This is a genomic window from Parvimonas parva, assembly GCF_045866535.1.
Taxonomy (GTDB): Bacteria; Bacillota; Clostridia; order Tissierellales; family Peptoniphilaceae; genus Parvimonas; species Parvimonas parva.
This window is the reverse complement of the sequence record NZ_AP038371.1, coordinates 196,091-222,497: the sequence shown is the minus strand read 5'-3', so window position 1 is coordinate 222,497 and position 26,407 is coordinate 196,091. Positions and strand designations below refer to the sequence as shown.

Sequence of the window (26,407 nt, the reverse complement as noted above, 5' to 3'; positions counted from 1 at the left end):
TTTACTCTCCCAATTTAAAATCTGATGCTACCAAATTTTTTAAATATTCTTTTATAGAATCTCTATTTAACTCATCTCTCAAACCATACTCAACACTTGCAATTAAAACACCGGTTTTATTCCCAACATCATAAGTTTTTCCGTCAAATCTATGTCCTAGCAATTCTCCTTTTAGAGTCAGTTCGTTTAATGAGTCGGTAAATTGTATTTCTCCATTTTTACCGGCTTTTTGATTATCTAAAATATCAAATATTTCATTTTTAACAATATATCTTCCAACCATTGCTAAATTAGAATTTGTTTCATCGATATTCGGTTTTTCTATAAGCCTTGTAGAATCAAAAATATTATCTTCTATTTCTTTTCCTTCTAATATTCCGTAGTTATGTCTTTTTTCGTCAGGAACAAATTCAACACCAACTACAGTTTTATCATATTTATTATAAATATCCACAAGCCTACTTGTACAAGATTTCCCTTTACAATCAATTATAACATCACCCAAAATGACGCAGAAATCTTCCCCATTAACAGCCTCTTTTGCACAAAGAATTGCATGACCTAATCCTTTTTGTTCTTTTTGAACAATGAATTTTATTTTGCATTTCAAAACTTCTTCTAATGTTTTTATATCTTTTTCAGAAACATTTTTTGATGCCTTAACTCTTTCATCAATCGGAACATTAAAATGTTTATCGATTGTAAAATAATCTTCATTTACAATAAGTATTACTTCATCAATTCCTGCATCTAAAGCTTCTTCAATAACATATTGCAAAGTTGGCTTATCAAAAATCGGTAGCATCGCCTTTTGAACAGCCTTTGTTGCAGGGAACATTCTTGTTGCAAGTCCGGCAGTCGGTATAACAACTTTTTTTATCTTCATAATTACACCAACGCCTTCAAATTCTCTATTACAAAGTCAACTTGCTCATCAGTTAATAAAGTATGAAGTGGTAAAGTTATTTCAGACTTATAATTTTCATAAGCATTTGGATAATCTTTTATATCAAAGCCTAAGTTTTTATAAGCAGTATGCATTGGTAATGGCTTATAATGAACATTTGTAGCAATTTCTTTTTCAGCCATTTTTGTGATTATCTCATTTCTTTCGCTTTCAGTCGCACCCTCAATATTTACGATATAAAGATGACAACAAGAATTTCTTCCGTCCTCAAAGTGAACAAAAGGTTTAACTCTAGTTCCTTCAAATCCTTTATTATACTTTTCTACAATTTCAAAACGTCTTTTCAAAAGTCCCTCATATCTCTTTAATTGAGCAAGTCCAATTCCGGAGGCGATATCTGTTAAATTACATTTGTAGTTCGGAGCGACAATGTCGTACTCCCATGCGCCAAGTTTCATTTTTGAAAGAGCATCTTTTGACTGTCCATGTAAAGATAACAGTTGAAATTCTCTATAAATTTCTTCATCATCTAAACCTAAATTTTTATTCCAAGTTACAGAGCCACCTTCGGCAACTGTAAAGTTTTTAACTGCATGGAATGAAAAACAAGTAAAGTCTGCAACACTTCCACTTGGTTGCCCTTTATATTTAGCTCCAAATGAATGGGCAGCATCAGCCATAACTATAACTCTTCCGATTTTTTCTTGTAGTTTATTATTAGGTTTAAATAAAGCTTTTTTTCTCTCTACGATTTTAAAAATTTCATCGTATTTACAAGGTTTCCCTGCCAAATCAACAGGAATGATTACCTTTGTTTTCTCAGTAATAGCATTTTCCAAAGCGCTTAAGTCCATAAACTTATCTTCTTTGTTACAGTCAACTAAAACAATCTTTGCACCAACATGGTCAATAACACTTGCAGATGCAGTATAAGTATATGCACAAGTTATAACTTCATCTCCTGCTCCAACTCCAAGTAGTCTTAAAGTAAGATCCATACAAGCAGTTGCAGAATTTAAGCAAACAGTTTTATTTGTATTTGTTAAAACTGAAAGCTCTTGTTCTAATTTTTTTGTCTTTGGTCCGGTAGTTATCCAACCTGATTTTAAAGCGTCAACAACTTCGTCAATCTCTAATTGGCTAATGTCCGGTGGAGAAAATTCTATTCTCATATATTAAATCACTATCCTATCTATTGTTATTTTTGCTGTTGTTACTATTATTTTCGTTAGAATCAGTAGTAATCTTAGCACTGTTATTATCATCTAAATCAGCACTCTTTTTACTTCTGTCAATAACAGCACCTTTACCCTCTTTAATATTTTTAATTAAAGATTCTTTATCGGACTCATCAACAACTATATATTCAACATTTGTAACTTTTTCTCCTGTTGTCTTATTATCTTCAATAACGACTTTGCCTGTATGAAAACTTTGGCAACCAACAAAAGAAAAACAAACTAAACAAAGTGCTAATAAATTTCTTTTCTTCATAAAAAGCTCCTATTCGCTATCTTTTTCAATCATAGGTTTCATTGTTGGGAAAAGTAAAACATCCCTTATAGTTTCTTGATTTGTAAGGTACATAATAAGTCTATCAATACCAATTCCCATACCACCAGTTGGAGGAAGTCCGATTTCAAGCGCATTGATAAAGTCATAGTCCATCATTTGTGCCTCATCATCTCCATTTTCTCTGGCTTCAACTTGTTTTAAAAATCTTTGCTTTTGGTCTATTGCATCATTTAATTCGCTAAATGCATTTGCAATTTCTCCACAGTTTACAAAAGCCTCAAATCTTTGAGTATATCTCTTATCTTGAGGGTCTCTCTTAGCAAGTGGACTGATTTCAACCGGGTGCTTAGTAACAAAAGTCGGTTGAACCATATATTCTTCACAGAACTCTTCGAAGAATAGAGAAATAATTTCTCCTCTTGTTGTATTTTCAGTAACTTCTATTCTCTTTTCAATAGCTATCGCTCTTGCCTCTTCGTCAGTTAAAATAGTTTCAAAGTCAATTCCTGCATATTCTTTTACAGCATCAACCATTGAAATTCTTCTCCAAGGTGGTTTAAAGTCAATTACTTTTCCTTGAAGTTCAACTTCTGATTTACCAACAACTTCCATACAAACAGTATAAACCATTTCTTCGCAAAGTCTCATCATTTCTTCATAATCAACATAAGCTTGATACAATTCTATCGCAGTGTATTCAGGATTGTGTAGTTTATCCATTCCTTCATTTCTAAACATTCTTCCCATTTCATAGACTTTATCGAAACCACCAACGATTAATCTCTTTAAGTATAATTCATTGGCAATTCTTAAATACATATCAATGTCTAAAGTGTTATGATGAGTGATGAAAGGTCTTGCATTTGCACCACCTGCAATTGTATTTAAAATTGGAGTTTCAACTTCCAAGAAGCCTCTGCTGTCAAGATATTTTCTAATAGAAGAAATAATCTTACTTCTCATAACAAAAACGTCTTTAATTTCAGGATTTACTATTAAATCAACATATCTTTGTCTATATCTTAAGTCAACGTCCTTTAATCCATGGAATTTATCCGGTAAAAGTTGAAGTGATTTTGTAAGTAAAACAACTTGTGAACTTCTAATAGAAATTTCTCCGGCATGAGTTGTGAAAACTTCCCCTTCAACACCAACAATATCCCCAAGGTCTAAAGACTTAACTTCTTCATAGCTTTCGCCTAAAACATCAAGCTTATTGAAAAGTTGGATTCTTCCTGAAAAGTCTTGCAAGTCCATAAAACAAACTTTACCATGACCTCTTTTAGTCATAATACGTCCTGCAAGTCTAACAACTTTTCCCTCATAATTTTCATAATTATCTTTTATTTCTTTAGAATAAATTATATCTTCAAACTTTTCAATTTCGTGTGGGTCTTTTCCCGCTTCTATCAATTCTTGTAGCTTTTGTCTTCTAACCAAAAGCATCTCATTTAGATTTTGTTCTTCCACTATATCACTCCTTAATTTCTCTTTATATCTTCTATTTTATAATCTACAACATTTCCATTTGGTAATTGAACTTGAACTTTAGTTCCTTTTTTCTTTCCTAAAATAGCTCTACCAACCGGAGATTCATTTGAAATTTTTCCTTCAAGAGGATTACTTTCAGCAGAACCTACAATTGTATATTCCATTTTTTTCTTAGTAGCAACTTGTACTAAACTAACAGTAGCTCCAACACTAACAGTATTGGTATCTATCTCTACCTCTTCAATTATTTTTGCATTAGCAATCATATTGTCAAGTTTTACGATTTTTTCTTCTATTTGAGCTTGTTCATTTTTAGCCTCATCATATTCAGAGTTTTCAGAAAGGTCTCCAAAATCTCTTGCAATTTTTATTTTTTCTGCTATTTCTTTTCTCTTAACAGTTTTTAATTCTTCTAATTCTAATTCTAATTTTTTTAACCCCTCAGCAGTCAAAAATATCTCTTTTTCGTCCATAACACTTCTCCTTATAAAAAATTATAATTCTATTCGTATTATTATACTAAATACAGAAGAAAAAGTCAATTTTTGACTGTTTTAAATGATAAAAAATCCACCTAACGAAACTTTTTGTGGGGAAATCATAAGCATAAAAATTCCATAAACAACTAAAAATCCCCAAAATAATAATCCTGTTTTATCCATAAAACTCTCCTAAAAAAATCTCACTCTTTCAAATGGAATATTTTATAAAAATAGCCTCTTTGGCTTTTACTATCCAGAGGCTATTAATATCACTTTAGTTAAAATAATCTTTTAACAAATTTTTCATAAAATTAATATCTGTAAATTCTTTTACCTTTTCAAAAGTATCCATATTTTTTATCAGCTTATCCTCATCAAGATATTCAAGATAAGCATTAATACACCAACTAAGTGCCCTTGAATACATATATGGCTTATATAAATTTACTCTTTCTTTAATATTTATTTTTTTATTTAAAAATCTTTCATAATTTTTGAAGAAGTTATCTTCATATTCTCTTGTTGTAATATAATCCGTTTTCCATTTTGTCGTTGTAACGACTACAAAATGTGTTATATCTTGGCAAGGGTCTGAAACAACAGCTTTCTCCCAGTCTATCAAATAACCTCTATCTCCAATTATGAAATTATTGGAATTAACTTCCGTATTATTTAAACATAAAATTCTATTTTGTTCAAAATATTTTTCATCACTTTTATTTTTTTCAAGGTAATTTAAAAATTTATCAAAAAAGTGTTTTTGTTCATCACTTACTTTTTTACTTGAAAAAACGTCTTTAAGCCAAAAGTTTGCCTCATTTATCCTATCTTGAAATAAATTTGTTTCAACGATAAATTCACTATGTGAAGAAACATCCAGCGAATGAATTTTTGCAAATATATTACTTGCAACTTCTCCGTCTTTTTCATAAATAAGTGGCCTACCCTCCAAATACTCCATTAGAATAACACCGTTTAATAACTTTTCAGAAGAATCATCAACATAATAGGCCTTTGGTGTAACGCCAGATTTTTCTAAAAACTTAAGAGTGTCGTACTCATATCTTATCTGATTTGGTAAATTCATCTGACTTCTTGAATTAAGTCTTAAGACGAATTTTCCCTTATCCGTATTTAGAAGATAATTTATATTATATTCTCCCTGTTGCAAAAAAGTAATTTCATAGTTATTAATTCCTAATTTACTTTTATTTTTTTCTATATAATCTATTACTTCTTTCAAAATTTCTCCTAATTTACTTTTTTATGTTTTTCATTGTAAATTTTCTTTATTAAGAAAACCAAAATTGAAACTGCAAATAAAATAAATAATCCTGTAACAAAAGTTTTTGAGCCACCTGTTAAAGTTCCGCCAATATATGAATAGATTATAGTTGCCGGTAATTGACCAAGTCCTGTCGCCCAGATAAAACTCCAAGCACTCATTGAAGTAAGTCCTGCTGCATAACTTATCGGGTCAAACGGAACGAATGGCAAAAGTCTTGCAATTAATATTGTATATTTTCCATATCTGTCAAAGAAAATTTCCACCTCATCAAGAGCAAATTTTGTTGCAAATTTTTCAGCAGTTTCTCTTCCTAAAAATCTTGCAATGTAAAAGCAAAGAATCGCACCTGCCATTGAGCTTGTCCAAGATAAAACTGCTCCAAATTGCCAACCGAATATAGCTGCATTTGCAAATGTTATAAAAAACGCAGGAATAGGTGCGGCGATTGATTGGAATACCATTAACATAAATGAAATGAAAATTGCCCAATTTCCATATGATAAAATATATTTCTTTACATTTTCTAAAACTTCGTCTGTACTTGAGCCTTTAAATAACAAAATAAATTCCTTTATCTTATCATTAACCGGCTTAACAAAAATACATATCAGCACAATGGCTAAAACTGTTAGTATTTTTATAATCGTAGATTTTTTTAATTTCATTTTTCCTCCTTAGAACACGTCTAACTAATTTCTCCACCTCAAGAGCTACCTGCCCCTGCAGTACAACCATAGCAATGATTTCCAAGAGCGATTTTTCTCTTTGGAAAATCACAATTTTTATAATCTGAAATATGTACTTTATCCGAATTTATCTTTAAATCTAATGCTTGATTAAAATCACAGTCAAAAATATAACCGTCATAAGATACATTAATTTCATTTCTACACATCAAAAACTCAACTGTATCTTCATTATAAGCGTTAAAAAGTTTAAGCATATAATTTTTAAGTTTATCTTTTTTATAAAGTCGCATACCAAATCTACCGATTGGATTATTAGTTATCGTAAATAAATTTGTAAAAATAATTCCGTATTCATCTAACAATTTTTTTCTATATTCAGTTTCTAAACTTTCTTGTGAATCAGGCAAAAAAGCACCATCAGGATTGTAAACTAAATTCAAAGCTAATTCTTTACCATATCCCACAGCATTTAATTTTTTCAAAACCTCTATTGAGTCCTCATACACTCCGACACCTCTTACACCGTCGGTAATTTCCTTTGTGTAAAAAGGAAGAGAGCAAAAAATTGTAACTCTATTTTTAGCATAAAAATCTATTAAATGTGAATACTTTTCATCTAATAAAATTGTTAAATTCGTTCTGACAATTACTTCTTTCGCAATCTTTCCGGACTCCTCAACTAAATATTCAAAATTAGGCATCATTTCAGGTGCACCACCTGTTATATCCATAACTTTGAAATTATGTTTTTTAAAAACATATAAGCAATCGTCCATAATATCTTTTTTCATATACTCTTTTCTATGAGGTCCTGCCTCAACATGACAATGCTTACAGGCGAGATTACAAATCTTTCCTATATTAAGTTGCATTGTATCCATACTTGAAGTATATAAAAATTTTTTATTTTCAACTTTTTCAAAAAATTTTGGAATATAATTTAAACATTCCAAAACTTTTCTCGAAAATTCTATTGTATTTGAAAATGAAATCTTTTCATCTTCCCGTTCTTGTTCTTCTTCAAAATTTCTTTTAATTAAATTAAAAATATTATCAACTCCTATAATTTAATTTCTGAAAGAGTGTTTTTCATTGTAAAACCATTTACAAGTGTTATACCTGCTTGCATTGAAGATGCAACATGTAAAACTTCTGTTAATTGTTCTTCAGTTACTCCCATTGAAATCAAAGTTTGAGTATATGCATCTATACAATATGGGCAACGTGCACTAAAAGCAACAGCTAATGCACAAAGTGCCTTTTCTCTCTTTGTTAAAGCTCCATCTGAAGTACTATCTCCATAATATTTTAAAAATTCGTCCCATAATTTTTTAGCTTCTTCACCTAAAACTCCATTTGCAAAATTGCCTAAATCTTTCTTTTCAAAATAATTGTTATTCATAAAAACACACTCCTTAAATATATATTTTCATAATAAAATTATATATCATTTTTCATCCTCTTTCAAATAAGATTTTTTTATGGATTTATGTGCAATTATAAGAACTTTTTATACAACAATGTTTTTACCAAAAATGACTTTTAATATTTCATATTTTATGTTAAAGTATATATGGTGATTTTATGAAAGAATATGCTGTTATAATTTTTACACGATTTCCGTCAAAGAATAAAGTAAAGACAAGACTTAGCAAAGATATTGACACAAATCTGGTTTTAAGCATACATAAAGCAATGGTTTTGGATACTATATCCGTTTGCAAAAATGATTTTTCCGATATTTTGTTATTCATAACGGAGTTTGAAAAATTAAATGAAGAAAATAAAAAATTTTTTGCCTTTGAAAAAAATATTTTTTCTCAAGGCGATTATCCTTTCGGAGAAAAAATGAATTTTGCATTTAAAAAAGCCTTTGAAATGGGATATAAAAAAGTTATTTTAATCGGAACTGACATTCCGACTATTTCCAAAAAAGATATAGAGACTGCACTTAAAAGCTTAGATGACTTCGATGCCTGTATAAACAAAACTTTCGACAAGGGATATTATCTAATAGGCTTAAAAAAGCTATGTAAAAATTTATTCGACGAAAAAATTTTTGAAACTAAATCAGTTTTTGAAAATACTATAAAAGTTTTAGAAAAAGAAAATTTAAGCTATACAAGTGCTAGAATTTTAAGAGATATAGACAATAAAGAAGATTTGGATTTTTTTGTAAAAAACGAAATGAATTTTTCAGAATATGAAAAACTAAAAAAACTATTAAAGGAGTGTTACAATGAGTAAGAAAAAAATTATTACCTTAATTTCAGTTATTCTTATGGTTATTATATCTTATTATATTTTCAAAATTTTCACTCCTGAAAAAATTAGAAATATAATTCAAGGATATGGTAAAAATGCATCATTCATTTACATTTTACTATTTTCAATTTTACCGATATTTTTCTTTCCCGTTCCAATTTTGGCAATCGCGGCAGGAATTTCATTCGGTCTTTTTGAAGGTGTTCTTTATACAATGATTGGTGCAATGATTAACAGCTCCATAATGTTTGTAATGGCAAAAAAATTTGCAAAAGATAAAGTCATAGAGCTATTTAAAACTAAGATAAGCGAAAAATGGTATAACAAGATGATTGCAATAGAAAAGAATAATGGATTTTTGATAATATTTTTGTTGAGATTATTGCCAATCGCTCCGTATAATGTAATAAATTATCTTTCAGGACTTACTGAAATTTCATTTTTAAGATATTCTCTTGCAACTTTTTTGGGAATCATTCCAGGAACATTTGTATTTTTAAATGTTGGAGATAAGGCGATAAATGTATATAGTGTAGAATTTGTAATTTCTCTTTTAGGCTTTTTGTTGCTAACTATATTTTCGATTATTTTGATAAAAAAAGTGGATAAAAATTAATATGAAATTAGCAGTTATAGTTCCAATTTATAATGATGATAAAATGATTGAAAATTTACTTGAGAAACTGAGTAATTTCAAAGAGATTGACGAGATAATAATTTCAAAAGCAGTTGACGATTTTAAAGAAAATAAGGTAGTCGAAAAAGAATACAAAGGGATAGAATATAAACTTTTGATTTCAAAAAAAGGCAGAAGTACGCAGATGAATACTGCCGTAAAATATACGGATTGTGATATTTTGTGGTTCATTCACGCCGATTCAGAATTTTTAAATTATGATATTGATAAAAAAATAAAAAATTTGATAGAAAATGAAAATATTAAATGTGGTGGGTTGAAAATAAAATTTAATCCAAACTCAATACTTTTGTCGATAATTGCATATCTTTCAAACCTTAGAGCAAAACTTTTTAAAATTTGTTTTGGTGACCAAAGTATTTTTATAACAAAAAAACTGTTTGAAGATATAAACGGCTTTAGAAATATTCCGATTATGGAAGATTTACAATTTTTCATAGATATAAAAAAACATATAAAAAATAAAAATTATTTTAAATTATTAAACGAAAAAATAATTTCTTCTTCCAGAAGATTCAAAAAAAATGGCACCCTAAAAACAATTTTTAAGATGCACAAATTAAAAATAATGTATTTTAAAGGTGTCGATACAAAAGAATTAAATAAAATTTACAATAATATGAAAGATAGATAGCTAAAAAGCTATCTATTTTCTATTTCTCTTATAAAATTTTAATTTCAAAGCGTTTTTAAAGTAATTTAAATCCACTTTTTCTTTAACACCCAAAATTTCACTTAGTATATGCCTAACATTTTTTACATTTGACTTTCCAAAACTTGCAGAGCAACTTGCACAATATGTATAAATATTATCCTTAATTTCCGATTTAACCTTATTCATCATTTCATCAGCCAAATCTTTCTCCTTGGACTTTGCTCCTCCACCCATTCCACAGCACATAACTTTTCTAAACTTAACTTTTCCGTTCGGAACAAAAGGCTTAATTTGTTTTAGAAGTTCATTCGTTCTTTTATCAGGACAAGGCATAAAAATTTCTGCCTCATCATCAATCACATTCAAAAGATTTTCTTCCTGCAATTTTTGATAAATTGAAATGACCTCTACATCCAATTTACTCTTAAAAAAGTAAAAACAATTCGGACACATAGTTACAATTCTTTCAACGCCTTTTTCTTTATACATTTTTTTAAGTCTTTCTAAATTTTTTTCAAAATCTGAAATAAGTCCACTATCTTCAAGCGGTTTTCCACAGCAATCAATGGAAAAGTCCATTTTACCCTCAAACAAGTCAATCAAATACTTTGTAGTTTCAGGATAATGTCCCGGAAAAGCACAACCGAACATCAAAATATCCTTTGACTTTATCTTTGAATTATTTCTAAACTTGTAGGGAGATTTCATAAACTTTACAGCCCCATAGCCACCTAAATCTTCTCTATGTGCAATGGCAACTTCTGCTCCGTCTAAATCCAAAGGACAAGCTCTAAGACAACTATCGCACATAAAACAACTCTTAGCAAGTGAAGGATTTTTCGCAAACTCTCCCAAGTCGATTTCATATTTAGTTAAAAACGAGCATTTTTTCGTACAAGCACTACAATGAATACATTCGTCAGCGACTTTGTTTAAATATTCTTTCATTATTTCCTCTTTATGTAATTATTTAACTAGAATTTACCCTTAACAAATTCAACATAAACAATTACAAATTTTCAATATGTCTAGACTTCGTATTCACCTACAAAGCACCATCTTGAAAATGATTCATCATATAATCTAACTTTAAAATTCAACATAGTTAATATTTCATAAACTATTGACGCTCTAATTCCTGTCGTACAATAGACAATAATTTCATCTTCTTTTGAAATTCCCTTATTCAAAATCAAACTTTCTATTTTTTCATTAGACAACAAATATCCCTCATCATCATACATTTTGGTATATGGAAAACTCATTGAGCCTTTTATATGTCCACCGAATTTTTCTCCAAAAATTATATGACCTTTGTACTCCTCTTCATACCTAACGTCCAAAATTTTCACATTTTCGTTTTTGTATATATTAAGCAACTCATCTGTTAAAATTGACTTTTCATATTCTAAAAATGCAGGGCTTTCCAAATCTATATTTGACTTTTGTAACATAGACTCGTCAGTTATCTCCTTAACAAATTCAGTTTTTAAAACTTCATTTACTCCACCGTCTAAAATGTAGCTTTCAATTCCACAAAAATTTAATAAAAACTTAAATCTTCCGTCCTCTCCCATACCACAATTTTTTGTAGTGTTTATATAAACTAAAACCTTAGAATCTTTATTTATTCCATATTTTGAAAATTTTTCAAGTAATAGCTCTTTTTCAAAAGGAAGTCCAACATATTTACAATCTTGTCCGTTCAAAAAAGTAAATTCTTTCCAATCCAAAACAACAGCCTTATCGTAGATAAAATCTCCAACCTTTAACATATCCCCTCTTGCATCGATTACAACAAAATTTTCACAATTTCTATTTTCTAAAATAAAATCTTTTCTTACAACAAAATCATTTTTAAACATAACAAACCCCTTATTAAATTATCAAATTTTTTAATATTACAATTAGATTTCTATATCTGCTACATTACTCCATAAAGCAAAAGATTCGTGATAAATTCTAACATTATAACCTAACATTTTAAAAATTTCAAAAATTAATGTAGCTCTTAAAGCAGTTGAACAATATAATATGATTGTATTTCTTTTTGAAATTTTCATTTCTATAATCATTTTTTCTATTTTTTTGTTATCTAATAAATACCCATCATTATCATAAATTTTTATATGAGGAAAATTTATTGCACCTTTTATATGACCTCCTACATAATCATCAAAAACCATAGTTCCATCATATTCTTCTTTATACCTTACATCTACAATTTTAATATTTTTATCTTTATAACATGAAAGTAGTTCTTTAGTTAAAATTGAACTTTCATATTCTAAAAAAGGCTTATTTATAAAATCTATACTTACATCTATAGTTTTATCATTTTTCTTATAAAATCCAGACCTTATAACTTCATCAATTCCTCCATCTAATATATAACAATCAATATTACATAAATTTAAAAGATATTTTATTCTTCCGTCTTCTCCCATAGAATTATAGTTTTTTGTATTAGTATATACTAATACAATTTTATTATTATCTATATTATATTTTAAAAATTTTTTTATTAAAACTTCTTTAGAATAAGGAACATTATCATAATAATCTCCTACATCTATTGATAAAAAAGAAAACTCTTTGTAATCTAAAATTATAGATTTATCATAAACAAAATCATTTTCTGTAAGTTTAATTCCTCTTGCATCTATAACTATAAAATTTTCATTATTTCTATTTTTTAATATAAAATCTTTTCTTACAATAAATTTATTTTTAAACATAACATTCCCTACTTTTCTAAATGTTTATAATAAACTTGAGTTCCACATTCACCATAACCTTCTTTTGAAAGTTCTTCAAACACTTTTAAAACATCTTTAAAAACTTCAAATCCTCTATCAGGTAAAAAGCTATTTGCAAGTTTTAAATCTTTTAAAAAATGTTTTGCATAAAACATAGCAGAAAAATCATTATCTAAAATAGCAGGAATATTTTTTAAAAGCTGTGTACTTGATGCAGAACCTTCTTTTACTGCATTAAAAACAGTTTTTACATCAAGACCTACAGATTTTGCATAATAAATTCCCTCACATGCTCCTGCCAAAGCCCCTGCTATCATAATTTGATTTGAAAGCTTTGCTTGTTGTCCAAATCCTTCTTTACCTTGATAAACAATATTTTTACCTAAAGCGTTAAAAATTGGTTTTGATTTTTCAAAAACATCAATATCGCCACCAACAAATATAGTAAGAGAAGCATTTTTTGCTCCAGTATCTCCACCTGTTACAGGTGCATCTAAAGCATTAATTCCTTTTTCTTTTGACAATTTATAAATTTTTTCAGAAAGTTTAGGATCACTTGTTGTCATGTCAATTATAATCGTATTTTTATTTACATTGTCAATAATTCCATCATTAAAATAAACTTCTTCTACATCTTTAGGATATCCAACAATGGTTATAACAAAATCTTTATCTTTAACACATTCTTTTATAGATGATTTACAAACAGCACCAAATTTTTCTAATTTTTTTGCTTTTTCTTGATTTCTGTTGTAAACATCAACACTAAAATTATTTTTCAATAAATTTAAAACCATATACGATCCCATTATTCCAGTTCCAATAAATCCAATTTTCATAAAAATCTCCTTTAATTTTATTTATATAAAAATTGCTTATATTTTTATACACATTAATTATAAAACATTTTAATAATTTTTTAAAGTATAAAAAATATTTTTGATATATGCTATTAAAATTTTACTGTACATTTGTAAATGATGTGAGACCAAAAATTATAAAAAAATATTTTTATGAAAAATTGTCTTCTTATGTTTTAAAAATATAATTTAAGGTATATATTAAGTGTGTGGTAGTGTTTAAAGATAATAAACTCCTCCCATAAGTTTTCCTTTTCTTCGCTACCACACTTACATACTGACAACATAAGTTTTGTTTTTACAATCCTCCCCAAAGTTTTGGTAATAAACTATTAATAACTTATTCCTTGTCGAATGTAATTAACTTTCCTATATAAAAAAGATGAGGGTATTTGCCGTCATCTTTTTTTGCTTTAATTTTTATTCTTTATATTCATTATAAAAATAATTTCACTATTCAACTCACGCATTGTAATAGTAAATTTATTTTATCGCATTAAATAAAGTTTTTAAACATATTTTTAAACTTTTTTAGATAAATTTAAAAAAGCCATAGATTTTACTCTATGACTTTTCCTTACTTATTTAACTTCTTTTAAGTCCGTTACTCTTTGTAAATTTCCTTTTATTGAATCGCTATCCATCAATGTTCTAAAGATTTTTTCGCTATCAATATTTATAACTTTTCTAACAACTTCTTTATCTTTGTTTCTATAGTTACGATTTTCGCTTCTATTTATTATAAAAGTTTTTTCTCCGTCTTTATCCTTGTACTTAACCACAAATTCAATACTTTCAGATCTACCTGCTATAACAACTTTTTTTGCTCCGTTTATGTTAATATCTGTTGTTAAAGTTCTTAAATCCAATTCAACGAAGTCTTTAACTTTTTTTACATCTACATTTACATTTGTTCTGTTATCCTCTCTATAAATTGAATTATTTCCTTCAATAGTCAACTTTTCGATTTCATCAGCAATATAATTTAATTTCTTTATTGTTGTATTTGGAATTTCAATTTTTTCATAATTTACATCTTTTATTGTAAATTCTTCAAATCTATTAAGTGAATTTTCAAATTCTCTTGTATTAAATAAATGTCTATCGTATGCACTAAAAGTCAATTCGTTTTTAAGCAAAGTTTTATCAACATCATCTTTACTATAATTAAAAGTTCTCATAAGTTCAATAGGATTTTTAACTTCTAAAACTATTTTAGTATTATCTTCATTAACAGACTCTCTACCAAAGTAATGATTAATTCTGTTATAGATTACTGCGTTTTCAACTTCTCTTTTAACTATATCAAATCTATCTCTTTCTTCAAATGGCATTCGTCTTGTTATAATATCAACTTTATTTTCATTTTTTTCGTCAATTTTTGCCTCATTATCAAAATATTTATCCTTGTAAGTAACGGTTATACGATTAAAGTTATCCTTACTTTTTTTGATTTCAACTTTATGGCCTCTATATTTACTAAGGTCTATATATTTTATTTCTTTTTCAGTTTTTAGTATTTCTTTAATTTTATAAGTGGTATTTTTCATAACTTCTCTGTCAATTCCACTTTGAATTTCGGCTAACATATAGTATGAGCCGGTAAATCCGACAACGATTAAACAAGCTGATGCTATTGCCAATACTTTTAGCTTAAAATTTTTACCTTTCATTTTCGTCCTCCTTTGTTTTACTTCCATAAACTCTTGAGTACATAAATTTTGTCTTTATCCAGTTATTATAATTCAAAACCATTCTATATATAGCTATTGAATAGTATTTAATTACAATACACATCATCATAAAAAGTCCTATTGCAAGCATTATCGGGAATATTATCCACAAAAAGCTAAGTGATAGTGATGATAGTGCTGTTAATGTTATTGGAGTTAAGAAGATTGCAACGCCAACACCTGTAACTGTAATTACAACAAAGAAAAACCAAATTCCACCTAACAATATAAGTAGCATTGCAAAAATAAGTGAAATTATCATAAGGAAAAACATTCCCTTTGAAAATATGGATATCAGAATCAGGTTTATTATCGCAAGCCAAAATGAAAAAGAAAATCCTATTTCTAAAATATCAAGCGTTCCTTTAAGTGCAAGAAACAAATAGAACATTATAAACAAAATATTTATACTTGTTAAAAATCGACCTTGTTTTGTATCAAAGCCTTTATTTGTCCTAACCAAAAATGACATTGAAATTGTAAAAATTCCAAGCATTATTGTTAAGCCAACAGAAAATCTCAATCCTAACATAATTTGAAAAACTGAAAATATTGCAAAAAACATAAATGCAAATATTCCATATTTTTCAAAAAACTTATCGGCTTTGTTTTCTAAAATTCCCATACTTCCATTTTGACTTGAAAGACCATTTTCAAACCAGTTGTCAAACTTCCTGCTAAGACCTGAAAATATTCCGTCTTTTTTTACAACTTCTCTATCTTCCATTTTAAGCTCTTGAACAATTTTTTTAGGAGAGCCTAATTCCAAAATAATTTCAGATTCAGTCTTGCCGTCTAATTTACCATTTAAGAAATATTCTTCATAATCTCTTAAAATATCCAAACTTTCTTCCTCTGAATAAGATTTTAAAAGATAGTCCTTTAATACATCTAAATATTCAATTTTATTCATTACTTTCACCTCTTTTCAAAATATTATCCATTCCTATTTTTAAAGTTTCCCAAGCCTCCAGTTGCTTTTCGTAATGCTCTATACCGGAAACAGTAATTCTGTAATACTTCCTTGCAGGTCCTTCATTCGACTCAACAATATAAGTTTCAAAAAAACCCTCTTTACTAAGACGTCTAAGGATTGGATAGATTGTTCCTTCGCTTACTTCGATAGATTTTGAAATGTTTTGTACGATTTCATAACCGTACATATCTTTGTCCCTTAAAAAACTCAAGACACAAAGGTCTAACAAACCCTTTTTAATTTGCGTATCCATTTTTACCTCCTTTTTTGATTTATATAAATGTTGATTATTTTTTCTAGCTCTAACTTTATTTAACTTTAGATATTTATGACGGACGTTGTAGAATAGTTCATGCTCCCATTTCATCAAAACCTCTTTTTTATAACTCTAATAAAGTTACGGTGTAACTATTTAGCTAAAGATAAGTAATAACCCATGCACCTATTACATCGAAACCTCTTTTTTATAACTTTAATAAAGTTACGGTGTAACTATTTAGCTAAAGATAAGTAATAACCCATGCACCTATTAGATCAAAGTTTACTTTTTTATAATTTGTTTAAGGTAAACTTTGATGAAATAATCTTAAAGTTGATACTCAACTTTAAGATTATTATAGCACACTACTATTTATAACACAATACCTTTTATAATATTTTTTTAAATTTTAATTTTTTCTTTGTAAATTTATACATTTAAACTTTTGTTGATTTTCTTTCTCACGTTATGATATAATAAATATAGAGTTATAAAATAACGTTATTCTAATTTAATAATATTAAATACATAAATTTTATATTGGAGGTATTATATGAAACTTTTTTTTGAGTATCCAAACTGTACTACTTGTAAAAGAGCTAAGAAATTTTTAAAGGAGCACGAAATCGATTTTAAAGAAATCAATCTTAAGGAAGAAACTCCTACTAAGGCTCAACTTGAACTTGTTCAAGGCTATATGGGAATAAAAAGACTTTTTAATACAAGTGGTAAAACTTACAGAGATTTGAATTTGAAAGAAAATTTCAGTTCGCTTTCTGTTGAAGATGCTATTGAAATGCTGGTTAATGATGGCTCACTTATCAAAAGACCTATCTTAATCGACGAAGAAAATGAAGTTTTTCTTATCGGATTCAAGGAAAACGAATGGCAAATTTTATTAAAAAAATAATCAATAAAGGAGATAAAAATGGAGCAACAATATTCATTAGTTGAAATTTATCCGTCCTACGATAGTGATGAATTTCAAAACGATTTTAAAAAAATAGATACTTTACTTTTAGATTTTGAAAAATTAAATTTAGAAGATAATATCGAATGTGTTAAAAAAGTTATAAAAATCTTGGAAGAAGTTAATACTACAATTTATAGAGTTTTTTCATTCATCGAGCTTAATCAAGCAATTAACACAACAGATGAAAAAACTACTTATTATAGCAATAATTTAAGCGCAAAGCTTTCAAATTATGCAAAAACTTTTACAAAAATGGATAATTTTTTAGGTGGAATTACTGTTGACATTACAAAAGACGATTATTTAAAGGAATATGAATATTTCTTTAAAACTAAAAAAGATGCTTTAAAACATATCTTACCTGAGGATATTGAAGAAGTTATCGCAAAGATGAAACTTTCAAGCTCAAATGCTTGGGAATTTATGTTTAACTTTTTAACTTCAAAGGCGTCTATCGAATTTAATGGAGAAGAAAAAACTTTAAGTGAAATTAGAAACTTGGCTTATTCTCCGGACGCAAATGTTAGAAAAGAGGCTTTTTATAAGGAATTGAAACTTTATGACAGCATAAAAGATTCAATCGCCTTTTCACTTAACAATATAAAACAAGAAGTAAATACCACTTCAAAGATGAGAGGTTTTGAATCTGCTCTTGAAGAATCTCTACACAACGCAAGATTAAAAGAAGAAACTTTAAAGGCTCTTTGGTCAAGTATTGAAGATTATCTTCCACATTTTAGAAGATTTTTCAAACATAAAGCAAAACTTTTAGGCTATGAAGGCGGATTAAAATTCTACGACTTGTTTGCAAGTATCGGAGAAAGCGACAGAACTTTCACAGTTGAAGAAGCTCAAGAATTCTTATTGAAACATTTTGCAACTTTTTCAGATGATATGGTAAAAATGGTTAAAGGAGCTTTTGACAACAATTATGTTGACTACTTCCCTAAAAAAGGAAAAGTTGGTGGAGCTTTTTGTAGCAATCTTCCATTTATAAAACAATCCAGAGTAATGATGAATTTTGATGGAAGCCTTTCTTCTGTTTTAACTCTTGCTCACGAATTAGGACATGCTTATCATGGACTTCATGTTGAAAATCATTTACCATTAAATTGGGATTATTCAATGCCAGTTGCTGAAACAGCTTCAATTTTCAACGAAAACTTGATTATGTCTGCATCACTTAAAGAGGCAAATGAAAAAGAAAAAATAACTTTAATGGAATCACAAATTTCAGACTGTGCGCAAATTACAGTTGATATTTATTCAAGATTTTTATTTGAAAAAGAAGTTTTTGAAAGAAAACTTGACCACTTTATGATGAGTGAAGAACTTGAAGAAATTATGAGAAATGCACAAAAACAAACTTATGGCGACGGACTTGACGAAGAAACTTACCACCCATTTATGTGGGCTTGTAAACCTCATTACTACTCAGCAGGTTTCTCATATTACAACTATCCATACTCATTTGGTGGACTTTTCTCAAGAGGACTTTATGCAATTTACAGAGAAAATCCAAATGGATTTGTAGAAAAATATCAAGAGCTTTTAAGAGCAACAACAATCAACACTTGTGAAGACGTTGCAAAAGTTATGGATATCGACTTAACTAAAAAAGATTTCTGGTTAAAATCATTAGAAAGCATAAAAGTTCAAATCGACGAATTTATAGAATTAACAAGTAAATAATAAACGACTAGCATTTTAAAAGGACAGCTCACAGGCTGTCCTTTTGTTTGCATTGAATATTACATTTTTTTAGTTTTCTCTTATTCCATTTGGAATTATAATTTCTTTTAACAATTTTTCTTCCTCTTTAATTCTAATATACATTACAAAAATATAAAAAGGAGAAATTACAATAGCTGTATATAACGCATGACAAAGTAAAGCAAGCCCTGTTAATTCAGGTAAAATATTTAAAAAATAGTTCGGATGCTTTACATTCCTAAAAAGCCAATGGTCAACAAATTTATGATTATTTAAAATCATAAGTTTAACTGTCCAAATATCCTTTAACAATCTTGTAACCGTATAAAGCATAAATATTGAAAAGACTATTAAACACAAGCCAAGCAAACTGATTTTATCAAAGTTTGGTTTCCTAATAATCGCCTCAATAAGACAGAATAAATAAAATAATATATGTAAGATAGTAATTCTCTTAGAATTTTCTACTCCATACTCTCTTCCACCGTCTTTAATTATTTTTTTCTCGTTTTTAATTGAAATTTTAAGAAAAAATAATCTAATAATAAAAACTGCTACAACAATAGCATAAATCATATAACTCATATTACCCCCAAATAATTGTTATATAATATTCAATGCAATTAAGAATATTTGAACATATCTCCACTTTGATAAATTTAAATGGTAAATATGATGAAATAAATATTCTTTTACACGAGAATCGTAAACTCATATTTATTTGAACATATCTCCATTTTGATAAATTTAAAAAGGTAAATATGATGAAATAAATATTCTTTTACACGAGAATCGTAAATTCATATTTATTTTAACATAAAATTGAACTTTTTACCATAATTTCAATATCTTTTTTTCGTAAAAAAAATAGAGCCCCAAAGGCTCCTATTGGCTCTATTTTTTCAATCTATTTTCTTTTTGCAATTCCAGGTGTAGTCATTGAGAACACGTCTAGGATATTGTCGATTTCTTCTTCAGTCATAATTTTTTCTGAGATTAAAACTGCTTTTACAGGTAAGTTTTGTTCAATAGCTTTATGAATAACTTCAACAGATTTTTCGTAACCGATATGTGGTGCGAATGCTGTTACTATTCCGTAGCTATTGTGTACCATATTTTTAGTTCTTTCTGCATTTGCAGTAATTCCTAAGATACAGTTGTGAACGAATGTACTTGCTGCTCTTCCGATTGTTTCTACTGATTCAAATAAGTTGTAGAAAATAACCGGTTCAAATGCGTTAAGTTCAAGTTGTCCTGCTTCTGCTGCCATTGTAACTGCAACGTCATTTCCAACACAGTTGAAAGCTACTTGTGATACAACTTCAGGGATTACCGGGTTTACTTTACCGGGCATAATTGAGCTACCTGCTTGTCTTGCAGGTAAGTTGATTTCTGCAAATCCGCAAGTTGGACCAGATGACATAAGTCTTAGGTCGTTTGCAATTTTTGACATACTGATTGCACAGCTCTTAACAAGCCCTGAAACGTGAACGAAAACGTCAATATTTTGTGTTCCGTCAATTAAGTCATCTGCTTGTACTAATTCCAAGTCTGTAACTTGTGCAAGATTTTTTACGATTTTATCCATATAGCTAACATCTGCATTAAGTCCTGTTCCGATTGCAGTTGCTCCCATATTTACAGTTCTTAAAACTCTACAAGCTGTTCTGAACAATTTAATATTTCTTGAGATAACTGTTGAATATGCTCTAAATTCTTGTCCAAGTCTAATAGGAATAGCATCTTGCATTTGTGTTCTTCCCATTTTAATAACATCGTCAAATTCTTTTGCTTTAAAAACTAAAGCCTTTTCTAATTCATATAAACTGTCGATAGTTTCTTCTAAAAGTCTGATAAGTGCAATTTTACCACTTGTTGGGTAAACGTCATTTGTAGATTGTCCCATATTTACATCATCATTTGGGTGAATAATTGAGTAATCTCCAAGTTTTCCACCTAAATGCTCGATAGCGATATTTGCAATTACTTCATTTGCATTCATATTGTGGCTTGTTCCTGCTCCCCCTTGAATCGGGTCAACGATGAATTGATCTAAATATCTTCCCCAAATAATTTCATCACAAGCATAAACTATTGCATCTTTCTTTTCTTCACTTAAAACTCCTGCCTCAAAGTTTGTAATAGCACAAGCTTTTTTAATTTCTGCAACAGATTTAATCATTTCAGGATTTGTTTTTCTTCTTGTAATCTTAAAATTTTCTGTCGCTCTTTGAGTATGAATTCCGTAATAAGCATTTTCTGGAATTAAACATTCCCCAATACAATCGTGTTCAACTCTATATCCTTGTTTTGCTTCCATAATTATCTCCTTTTATCTATATAAATTTAAAATTTAAACCATTTTCTTAGGGTCAACAATTTTATCAAATTCTGACTCTGTTAAATAACCGAAGTGTAAAACTGCCTCTTTCAAAGTGATATTTTCCTTAAAAGCATATTTTGCACATTGACTGGCTTTGTCATATCCAATATATGGATTAAGTGAAGTTACAAGCATTAAAGATTCACTCAAATACTTGTCAACAACTTCTTTATTTACCTTTATACCCTTTACACAGTTTTTAACGAATGAATCCATTGCATCTGCAAGTAAATTTACAGATTCAACAAAACTATGAATTATAATCGGCATATAAACATTAAGCTCAAAATTTCCTTGAGATGCACTAAAGCTGATAGTCGTATCATTTCCTAAAACTCTGGCACAAACCATTGTAAGAGCCTCTATTTGAGTTGGATTTACCTTACCCGGCATAATTGAACTGCCCGGTTCATTTGCAGGGATTTCAATTTCAGAAAAACCGCAACGAGGTCCACAAGCCAAAAATCTTATATCATTTCCAATCTTGATTAAATCCATTGCAAGTGCTTTAATTGCTCCATGAGAAACAACAACAGCGTCTTTCATAGTAAGTGAATGGAAGAAATTTTCAGCAGGTTTGAATTCTTTTCCTGTAATTTTAGAAACATATTTTGCAACAATGTTTTTGAAATTTTCTTTTGTATTTATTCCGGTACCAACGGCAGTTGCTCCAAGTGAAATTTCTAAAAGACCTTTTCTTGTAAATTCAATATATTCTAAACATTTTTCAATAGAATGTCTATAACCGCTAAATTCTTGAGAAATTTTTATAGGCACAGCATCTTGTAAATGTGTTCTACCAATTTTTATAATATCACTATTAGCCTCTTCAAAAACCTTAAAAGCCGAAATCAAATTTTTCATTGACGGAATAAGTTTTCTATCTATAACATCTAAACAAGCGATATGTAAAGCAGTTGGAAAAGTATCGTTTGAACTTTGAGATTTATTTACATCATCATTAGGATGAATTAAAGTTTTTCCCACCTTTTGATTTGCAAAATTTGCAATAACCTCGTTCAAATTCATATTAGTTTGAGTACCACTTCCTGTTTGAAAAATAACAAGAGGAAAATGTTCATCTAAATTCCCTGCAAAAATTTCTCTAATCGCCTCTTCTATTGCAGAAAATTTTTCCTTGTTCAAATCGCCAAGCTCATAATTTGCCATAGCACAAGCATATTTAACAGTTGCCATAGCTCTTATAACCTCTGTCGGCATTTTGTAATTTCCAATTTTGAAATTTTCAAAACTTCTTTGCGTAGTAGCCCCCCAAAATTTTTCGCTATCTACTTTTATCTCTCCGATAGAGTCTTTATAAATCTTATAACCCATTAAAAACCCTCCTACAAATTTTATTTTTAATCATACACACATATTATAACATAAAATTTTTAAAAAAACATATTTTTGTTTAGTAATTAATAAAATAACGATTTGTTATCATAATGCACAACTGTTTCATATTTGTTTGATTTCAAATTAAAATTAAACAACAAAAAAAGACTATGCTCTTAAACACAGTCCAATTTAATTTATTTTCTTTTTAAAATAGGCGAAATTCTTTTATACAACAATGTTGTTACAATTGATGTAACAAATGTTTTTACAAGATTGAAAGGTAAAATTGAAAATATCATTAATGTAAAATAACTCTTTACAAGTGGATTTATCTTTGCAACCATTCCAACAAAAGCATTTAAATCAATCTTTAAAAGCTTTGCATAAAGTGGAAATATAACAAAATAATTGCTCAAAGTTGCAACTAAAGACATTGAAATACTACCAATTAAAAGTCCTAGTAACGCTGATTTTTTGCCTTTATTTTTTTTGTAAATAAAAGCTGTTGTTAAAACGAAAGTTGATGAAACTATCAAGTTTGAAAGTTCTCCAACATAAAAAGTTTTTGTTCCGTTAATTACAATATTTAACAAAATTTTTATACACACAATCAAAAAACCTGCTAAAGGTCCCATAGCAAAGCCTCCAATTAATGCAGGTAATTCTGCAATATCCATTTCCATAAATGTAGGTGCAAAAGGTAATGGAACTTTAATAAACATCAAAAGTACACTTATTGATGCCAAAATTGAAATTTTTGTAATTTCTGAAATACCGAATTTTTTCTTATTCATAATAACCTCCTAAATTTTAGCATAAAAAAAACGCCTATCTTTAGGGCGTACAAAATTCTTCTCTCATCCAGACTTTAACTGTCGGTATTGGAATTTCACCAATTCAGCATAATGCTCGCAGACTTTACTGCCGGTGAGGAAACGACCCTCGCCCTGAAGACAAAACGAGTATAGCACAAATAATAAATATTGTCAAGAAAAAAGAGAGAATAAAAATTCTCTCTACTTTAAGTTCTTTCTTGTAAATATCATCTTACCTGCAGGTGTTTGCAATATACTTGTTACAGTTGTTTCAATAGTCTGTCCGATATAATCCTTTCCGTCCTCTACTACAATCATTGTACCGTCAGAAAGATAACCTAAACCTTGTTCCGGCTCTTTACCACGATTTATAACTTCAACTATTAGTTTTTCTCCTTGAATTACAACCGGTTTTATCGCAAGTGCAAGTTCATTTATATTCAGTATTGAAATTTTTTGCAATGACGCAACCTTATTTAGATTATAATCATTTGTAATAAGTCTGCCATGTAAATCCTCTGTCAATTTCAAAAGTTTATGGTCAACTTCCTTAATGTTTTTATAATCTTTATCCACAATTCTAACCTCAATATCTTTTTCCTTTTGGATTCTATCTAAAATATCAAGACCACGCCTACCTCTTTGTCTTCTGTTTGGGTCCTCAGAATCTGCAATATATTGTAACTCCTTAACCATAAACATAGCAATTATAATAGGCCCTTCTAAAAATCCCGTTTTTATTATATCATGAATTCTTCCATCAATAATTACAGAAGTATCCAAAATTTTTGGATATGAAGTTCCCTTTTTTACAGATTTTTCCCTTGAAAAAAGTTTAAATTTTAAAATTTCTTCCTTTTTACTTATTGCAACCTTAACCCCAATAAAACCAAATACTACATATATAAATATACTAATAGTTGCACTTAATAAATTTCCAATTACAGGAAAATTTAAATTTGAAATAGGTAAAGAAACCAAAAATGCTATAACAAGTCCAACGATAAGTCCAGCTATTGCTATCACAATATCTGAAGTTGGAGTTTTTTGTGATTTCTTCATAACATCTTCAAAATTAACAGTAAGTTTTTTTAGAATCATAGGGAATAATAAATAAAAAATAATACCAAAAATAATTGCAAAAACAGAATAAACTGAAACTAAAACAAATTTACTTAAACTTAACTCTACAACCTGACCAAGTCCATAGGCTAATAAAATTCCCAAAAGCCCCCCAAAAACAAAGGTCAAGTACCTCAAAACTTTAAACATACTCTCCTCCTAATGCTCCATAGAATACTCTATGATTTTATTAATTTTATTTTTTGAAAAACCACTAACCATAACAAACTCGGAAACCAAAATTTTCTTTGCAAGATTTAACATAAACAACTCTTTTAAAGAAAGTTTACCCTTTTCATTTCTTATAGCAAGCCCTTTTAAAACATAAGCTATATCAAAAATATCCAAAGATTTCATTCTCTTTGTATTTTCTTTATACCTTTGTACCCAATTTTTTGGCATAGGAAACTCACTCTTGTTCAAATAGTCATACACTTCATCTAAAGTATCCTCATCGACAAGCTTTCTAAACTCAAACTTATCAATATCATTCTCTTTAATAAAAATATGTAGATTTTGTTCAAAAGGAAGTTCTATAACATAAAATTTTTCAAAAACCTCTCCTATCTTTTTTTCTTCTATGCCCTTAATCATTCCTGCCCCATGCATAGGATAAAATATTTTTTCGCCAACCTCCATTATAATCTCCTAAAATTTCCGTTCACATTTAGACAACAATTCATTACAATACTATTATACAACAAAAGTCAAAAAATTTAAAGGATAATTTCAAAATTAACAAAAACAAAAAGGAGCATTTGCTCCTTAAAAATAAAATTTACAATTTTGACCTAATCTTTTCAATCTCTTCTTTAATTTCTTTTTGATTTTTTAAAACTTTATCTAATTTATACGAAAGTATACATAATATCGTAAATAAACAAAATACTATAACTGTATCCATAAAATCACCTAGAATATCCTAATTTACTTAAATCTGGAGCTGTATCACCTTCATAAGTCATGTACCCATCATAATTAAAAATATAATATTTACTTCCTATCTTACAAAGACATCCTGCTAAAGCTCCATAATCTTTCAGAACATGATACATCCATTTATCTCCATATCTTTCCCAACCATTTAACTCTTTTAACTTTCCTCCAATATTAAACCAGTACCATTTATTATTTATTGATAACCATTCTGATTCACTATACCTTGGGTCAAACATAAAAGAATCATTTCCTTGAGGGTAGAAATAATACCAACCTTTATAGTCATCATCATAAAGCCAACCCTCTCTACATTTTCCGTTGGTTTTATAATACCACATACTCATTCCATATCTACTTATTTCAATCCAACCATCTTTAACTACTTTAAGTTTTACATTGTTATATGCGTCAAAATCAAAATATCGTTTTCTAATTCTGTTTTCCTCAGGCTTTTCTTTTAATAAAAAAATTATAAGAGGTATAAACAAAATCAAAACAAAAAATATTTTTTTGTTTTTTATCTTCACAATAACACTTCCCTTATA

Annotated in this window: 29 protein-coding genes and 1 riboswitch; of the genes, 5 read left to right on the top strand and 24 right to left on the bottom strand. The window is 28.5% G+C overall.

What is annotated here, in order from left to right:
- Position 1: 1 nt before the first annotated feature.
- From ACKTSI_RS01140 to ACKTSI_RS01100, 9 genes are all read right to left on the bottom strand, one after another.
- On the bottom strand, positions 2–886 hold the full coding sequence (locus tag ACKTSI_RS01140) for a UTP--glucose-1-phosphate uridylyltransferase (protein ID WP_068475049.1): 885 nt from the start codon (positions 884–886) through the stop codon (positions 2–4).
- 2 nt (positions 887–888) lie between these two features.
- Positions 889–2,079, bottom strand: coding sequence for a DegT/DnrJ/EryC1/StrS aminotransferase family protein (locus ACKTSI_RS01135; protein WP_201275536.1), 1,191 nt, complete (start codon positions 2,077–2,079; stop codon positions 889–891).
- A 16-nt stretch (positions 2,080–2,095) separates the two neighbouring features.
- Complete coding sequence (locus ACKTSI_RS01130; RefSeq protein WP_068475043.1) at positions 2,096–2,401, bottom strand: hypothetical protein; 306 nt, start codon at positions 2,399–2,401, stop codon at positions 2,096–2,098.
- A 9-nt stretch (positions 2,402–2,410) separates the two neighbouring features.
- The gene (gene lysS / locus ACKTSI_RS01125; protein WP_231698865.1) at positions 2,411–3,868 is read right to left on the bottom strand and encodes a lysine--tRNA ligase; all 1,458 of its coding nucleotides are present in this window, start codon (positions 3,866–3,868) and stop codon (positions 2,411–2,413) included.
- Positions 3,869–3,903: 35 nt separating this feature from the next.
- A complete protein-coding gene (greA, locus tag ACKTSI_RS01120; RefSeq protein WP_068475035.1) occupies positions 3,904–4,386 on the bottom strand; it encodes a transcription elongation factor GreA in 483 nt (160 codons plus the stop codon).
- Between the two features lie 283 nt (positions 4,387–4,669).
- On the bottom strand, positions 4,670–5,638 hold the full coding sequence (locus ACKTSI_RS01115) for an aminoglycoside phosphotransferase family protein (RefSeq protein ID WP_288868165.1): 969 nt from the start codon (positions 5,636–5,638) through the stop codon (positions 4,670–4,672).
- 8 nt (positions 5,639–5,646) lie between these two features.
- Positions 5,647–6,348 (bottom strand): TVP38/TMEM64 family protein, encoded by a 702-nt coding sequence (locus ACKTSI_RS01110; RefSeq protein WP_407862925.1) that lies wholly within the window; start codon positions 6,346–6,348, stop codon positions 5,647–5,649.
- Between the two features lie 38 nt (positions 6,349–6,386).
- Positions 6,387–7,325, bottom strand: coding sequence for an arsenosugar biosynthesis radical SAM (seleno)protein ArsS (gene arsS, locus ACKTSI_RS01105; protein WP_407862924.1), 939 nt, complete (start codon positions 7,323–7,325; stop codon positions 6,387–6,389).
- 107 nt (positions 7,326–7,432) lie between these two features.
- Positions 7,433–7,774 (bottom strand): arsenosugar biosynthesis-associated peroxidase-like protein, encoded by a 342-nt coding sequence (locus ACKTSI_RS01100; protein WP_407862923.1) that lies wholly within the window; start codon positions 7,772–7,774, stop codon positions 7,433–7,435.
- A 182-nt stretch (positions 7,775–7,956) separates the two neighbouring features.
- On the opposite strand from ACKTSI_RS01100, the gene ACKTSI_RS01095 reads away from it, so the two are divergent.
- From ACKTSI_RS01095 to ACKTSI_RS01085, 3 genes are read left to right on the top strand one after another with little or no spacing between them, the layout of a single operon-like run.
- Positions 7,957–8,619 carry a TIGR04282 family arsenosugar biosynthesis glycosyltransferase gene (locus ACKTSI_RS01095; RefSeq protein ID WP_407862922.1) on the top strand — a complete coding sequence of 221 codons (663 nt, stop codon included), beginning with the start codon at positions 7,957–7,959 and terminating at the stop codon, positions 8,617–8,619.
- Complete coding sequence (locus tag ACKTSI_RS01090) at positions 8,612–9,253, top strand: TVP38/TMEM64 family protein (protein WP_068475017.1); 642 nt, start codon at positions 8,612–8,614, stop codon at positions 9,251–9,253. The genes ACKTSI_RS01095 and ACKTSI_RS01090 overlap by 8 nt, the downstream gene beginning before the upstream one ends.
- 1 nt (position 9,254) lies before the next feature.
- Entirely contained in the window at positions 9,255–9,968 is a 714-nt protein-coding gene (locus tag ACKTSI_RS01085; protein WP_407862921.1) for a TIGR04283 family arsenosugar biosynthesis glycosyltransferase, read from the top strand.
- Between the two features lie 12 nt (positions 9,969–9,980).
- Here ACKTSI_RS01085 and ACKTSI_RS01080 read toward each other — a convergent pair whose 3' ends face one another.
- From ACKTSI_RS01080 to ACKTSI_RS01050, 7 genes are all read right to left on the bottom strand, one after another.
- Complete coding sequence (locus ACKTSI_RS01080) at positions 9,981–10,937, bottom strand: heterodisulfide reductase-related iron-sulfur binding cluster (protein ID WP_407862920.1); 957 nt, start codon at positions 10,935–10,937, stop codon at positions 9,981–9,983.
- A gap of 80 nt (positions 10,938–11,017) precedes the next feature.
- Entirely contained in the window at positions 11,018–11,854 is an 837-nt protein-coding gene (locus ACKTSI_RS01075) for a sulfurtransferase (protein ID WP_407862919.1), read from the bottom strand.
- Positions 11,855–11,896: 42 nt separating this feature from the next.
- Positions 11,897–12,727 (bottom strand): sulfurtransferase, encoded by an 831-nt coding sequence (locus ACKTSI_RS01070; protein ID WP_288868157.1) that lies wholly within the window; start codon positions 12,725–12,727, stop codon positions 11,897–11,899.
- An 8-nt stretch (positions 12,728–12,735) separates the two neighbouring features.
- Entirely contained in the window at positions 12,736–13,587 is an 852-nt protein-coding gene (locus ACKTSI_RS01065) for an NAD(P)-dependent oxidoreductase (protein ID WP_407862918.1), read from the bottom strand.
- A 602-nt stretch (positions 13,588–14,189) separates the two neighbouring features.
- The gene (locus ACKTSI_RS01060) at positions 14,190–15,281 is read right to left on the bottom strand and encodes a hypothetical protein (RefSeq protein ID WP_407862917.1); all 1,092 of its coding nucleotides are present in this window, start codon (positions 15,279–15,281) and stop codon (positions 14,190–14,192) included.
- A complete protein-coding gene (locus ACKTSI_RS01055) occupies positions 15,271–16,254 on the bottom strand; it encodes a DUF1700 domain-containing protein (protein ID WP_201275551.1) in 984 nt (327 codons plus the stop codon). The genes ACKTSI_RS01060 and ACKTSI_RS01055 overlap by 11 nt, the downstream gene beginning before the upstream one ends.
- Positions 16,247–16,570 carry a PadR family transcriptional regulator gene (locus ACKTSI_RS01050; RefSeq protein WP_068474993.1) on the bottom strand — a complete coding sequence of 108 codons (324 nt, stop codon included), beginning with the start codon at positions 16,568–16,570 and terminating at the stop codon, positions 16,247–16,249. The genes ACKTSI_RS01055 and ACKTSI_RS01050 overlap by 8 nt, the downstream gene beginning before the upstream one ends.
- A gap of 559 nt (positions 16,571–17,129) precedes the next feature.
- On the opposite strand from ACKTSI_RS01050, the gene ACKTSI_RS01045 reads away from it, so the two are divergent.
- Complete coding sequence (locus tag ACKTSI_RS01045; protein WP_068474990.1) at positions 17,130–17,486, top strand: Spx/MgsR family RNA polymerase-binding regulatory protein; 357 nt, start codon at positions 17,130–17,132, stop codon at positions 17,484–17,486.
- Between the two features lie 18 nt (positions 17,487–17,504).
- Entirely contained in the window at positions 17,505–19,241 is a 1,737-nt protein-coding gene (locus tag ACKTSI_RS01040; protein ID WP_068474987.1) for a M3 family oligoendopeptidase, read from the top strand.
- Between the two features lie 69 nt (positions 19,242–19,310).
- On the opposite strand, the gene ACKTSI_RS01035 is transcribed toward ACKTSI_RS01040, so the two are convergent.
- From ACKTSI_RS01035 to ACKTSI_RS01000, 8 genes are all read right to left on the bottom strand, one after another.
- A complete protein-coding gene (locus ACKTSI_RS01035) occupies positions 19,311–19,847 on the bottom strand; it encodes an isoprenylcysteine carboxyl methyltransferase family protein (protein WP_068474985.1) in 537 nt (178 codons plus the stop codon).
- A gap of 322 nt (positions 19,848–20,169) precedes the next feature.
- Entirely contained in the window at positions 20,170–21,582 is a 1,413-nt protein-coding gene (locus ACKTSI_RS01030) for an aspartate ammonia-lyase (RefSeq protein ID WP_068474983.1), read from the bottom strand.
- Positions 21,583–21,615: 33 nt separating this feature from the next.
- A complete protein-coding gene (fumC, locus tag ACKTSI_RS01025) occupies positions 21,616–22,980 on the bottom strand; it encodes a class II fumarate hydratase (RefSeq protein WP_288868936.1) in 1,365 nt (454 codons plus the stop codon).
- A 200-nt stretch (positions 22,981–23,180) separates the two neighbouring features.
- A complete protein-coding gene (locus ACKTSI_RS01020; protein ID WP_311525654.1) occupies positions 23,181–23,780 on the bottom strand; it encodes an ECF transporter S component in 600 nt (199 codons plus the stop codon).
- A gap of 51 nt (positions 23,781–23,831) precedes the next feature.
- Positions 23,832–23,945: riboswitch (FMN riboswitch) on the bottom strand.
- 57 nt (positions 23,946–24,002) lie between these two features.
- The gene (locus ACKTSI_RS01015; RefSeq protein WP_311525655.1) at positions 24,003–25,073 is read right to left on the bottom strand and encodes a PIN domain-containing protein; all 1,071 of its coding nucleotides are present in this window, start codon (positions 25,071–25,073) and stop codon (positions 24,003–24,005) included.
- A 9-nt stretch (positions 25,074–25,082) separates the two neighbouring features.
- Entirely contained in the window at positions 25,083–25,562 is a 480-nt protein-coding gene (locus ACKTSI_RS01010) for a CarD family transcriptional regulator (protein WP_308576916.1), read from the bottom strand.
- Positions 25,563–25,701: 139 nt separating this feature from the next.
- On the bottom strand, positions 25,702–25,827 hold the full coding sequence (locus ACKTSI_RS01005) for a hypothetical protein (RefSeq protein WP_269902530.1): 126 nt from the start codon (positions 25,825–25,827) through the stop codon (positions 25,702–25,704).
- Positions 25,828–25,831: 4 nt separating this feature from the next.
- On the bottom strand, positions 25,832–26,389 hold the full coding sequence (locus tag ACKTSI_RS01000) for a hypothetical protein (RefSeq protein WP_407862916.1): 558 nt from the start codon (positions 26,387–26,389) through the stop codon (positions 25,832–25,834).
- Positions 26,390–26,407: the final 18 nt, after the last annotated feature.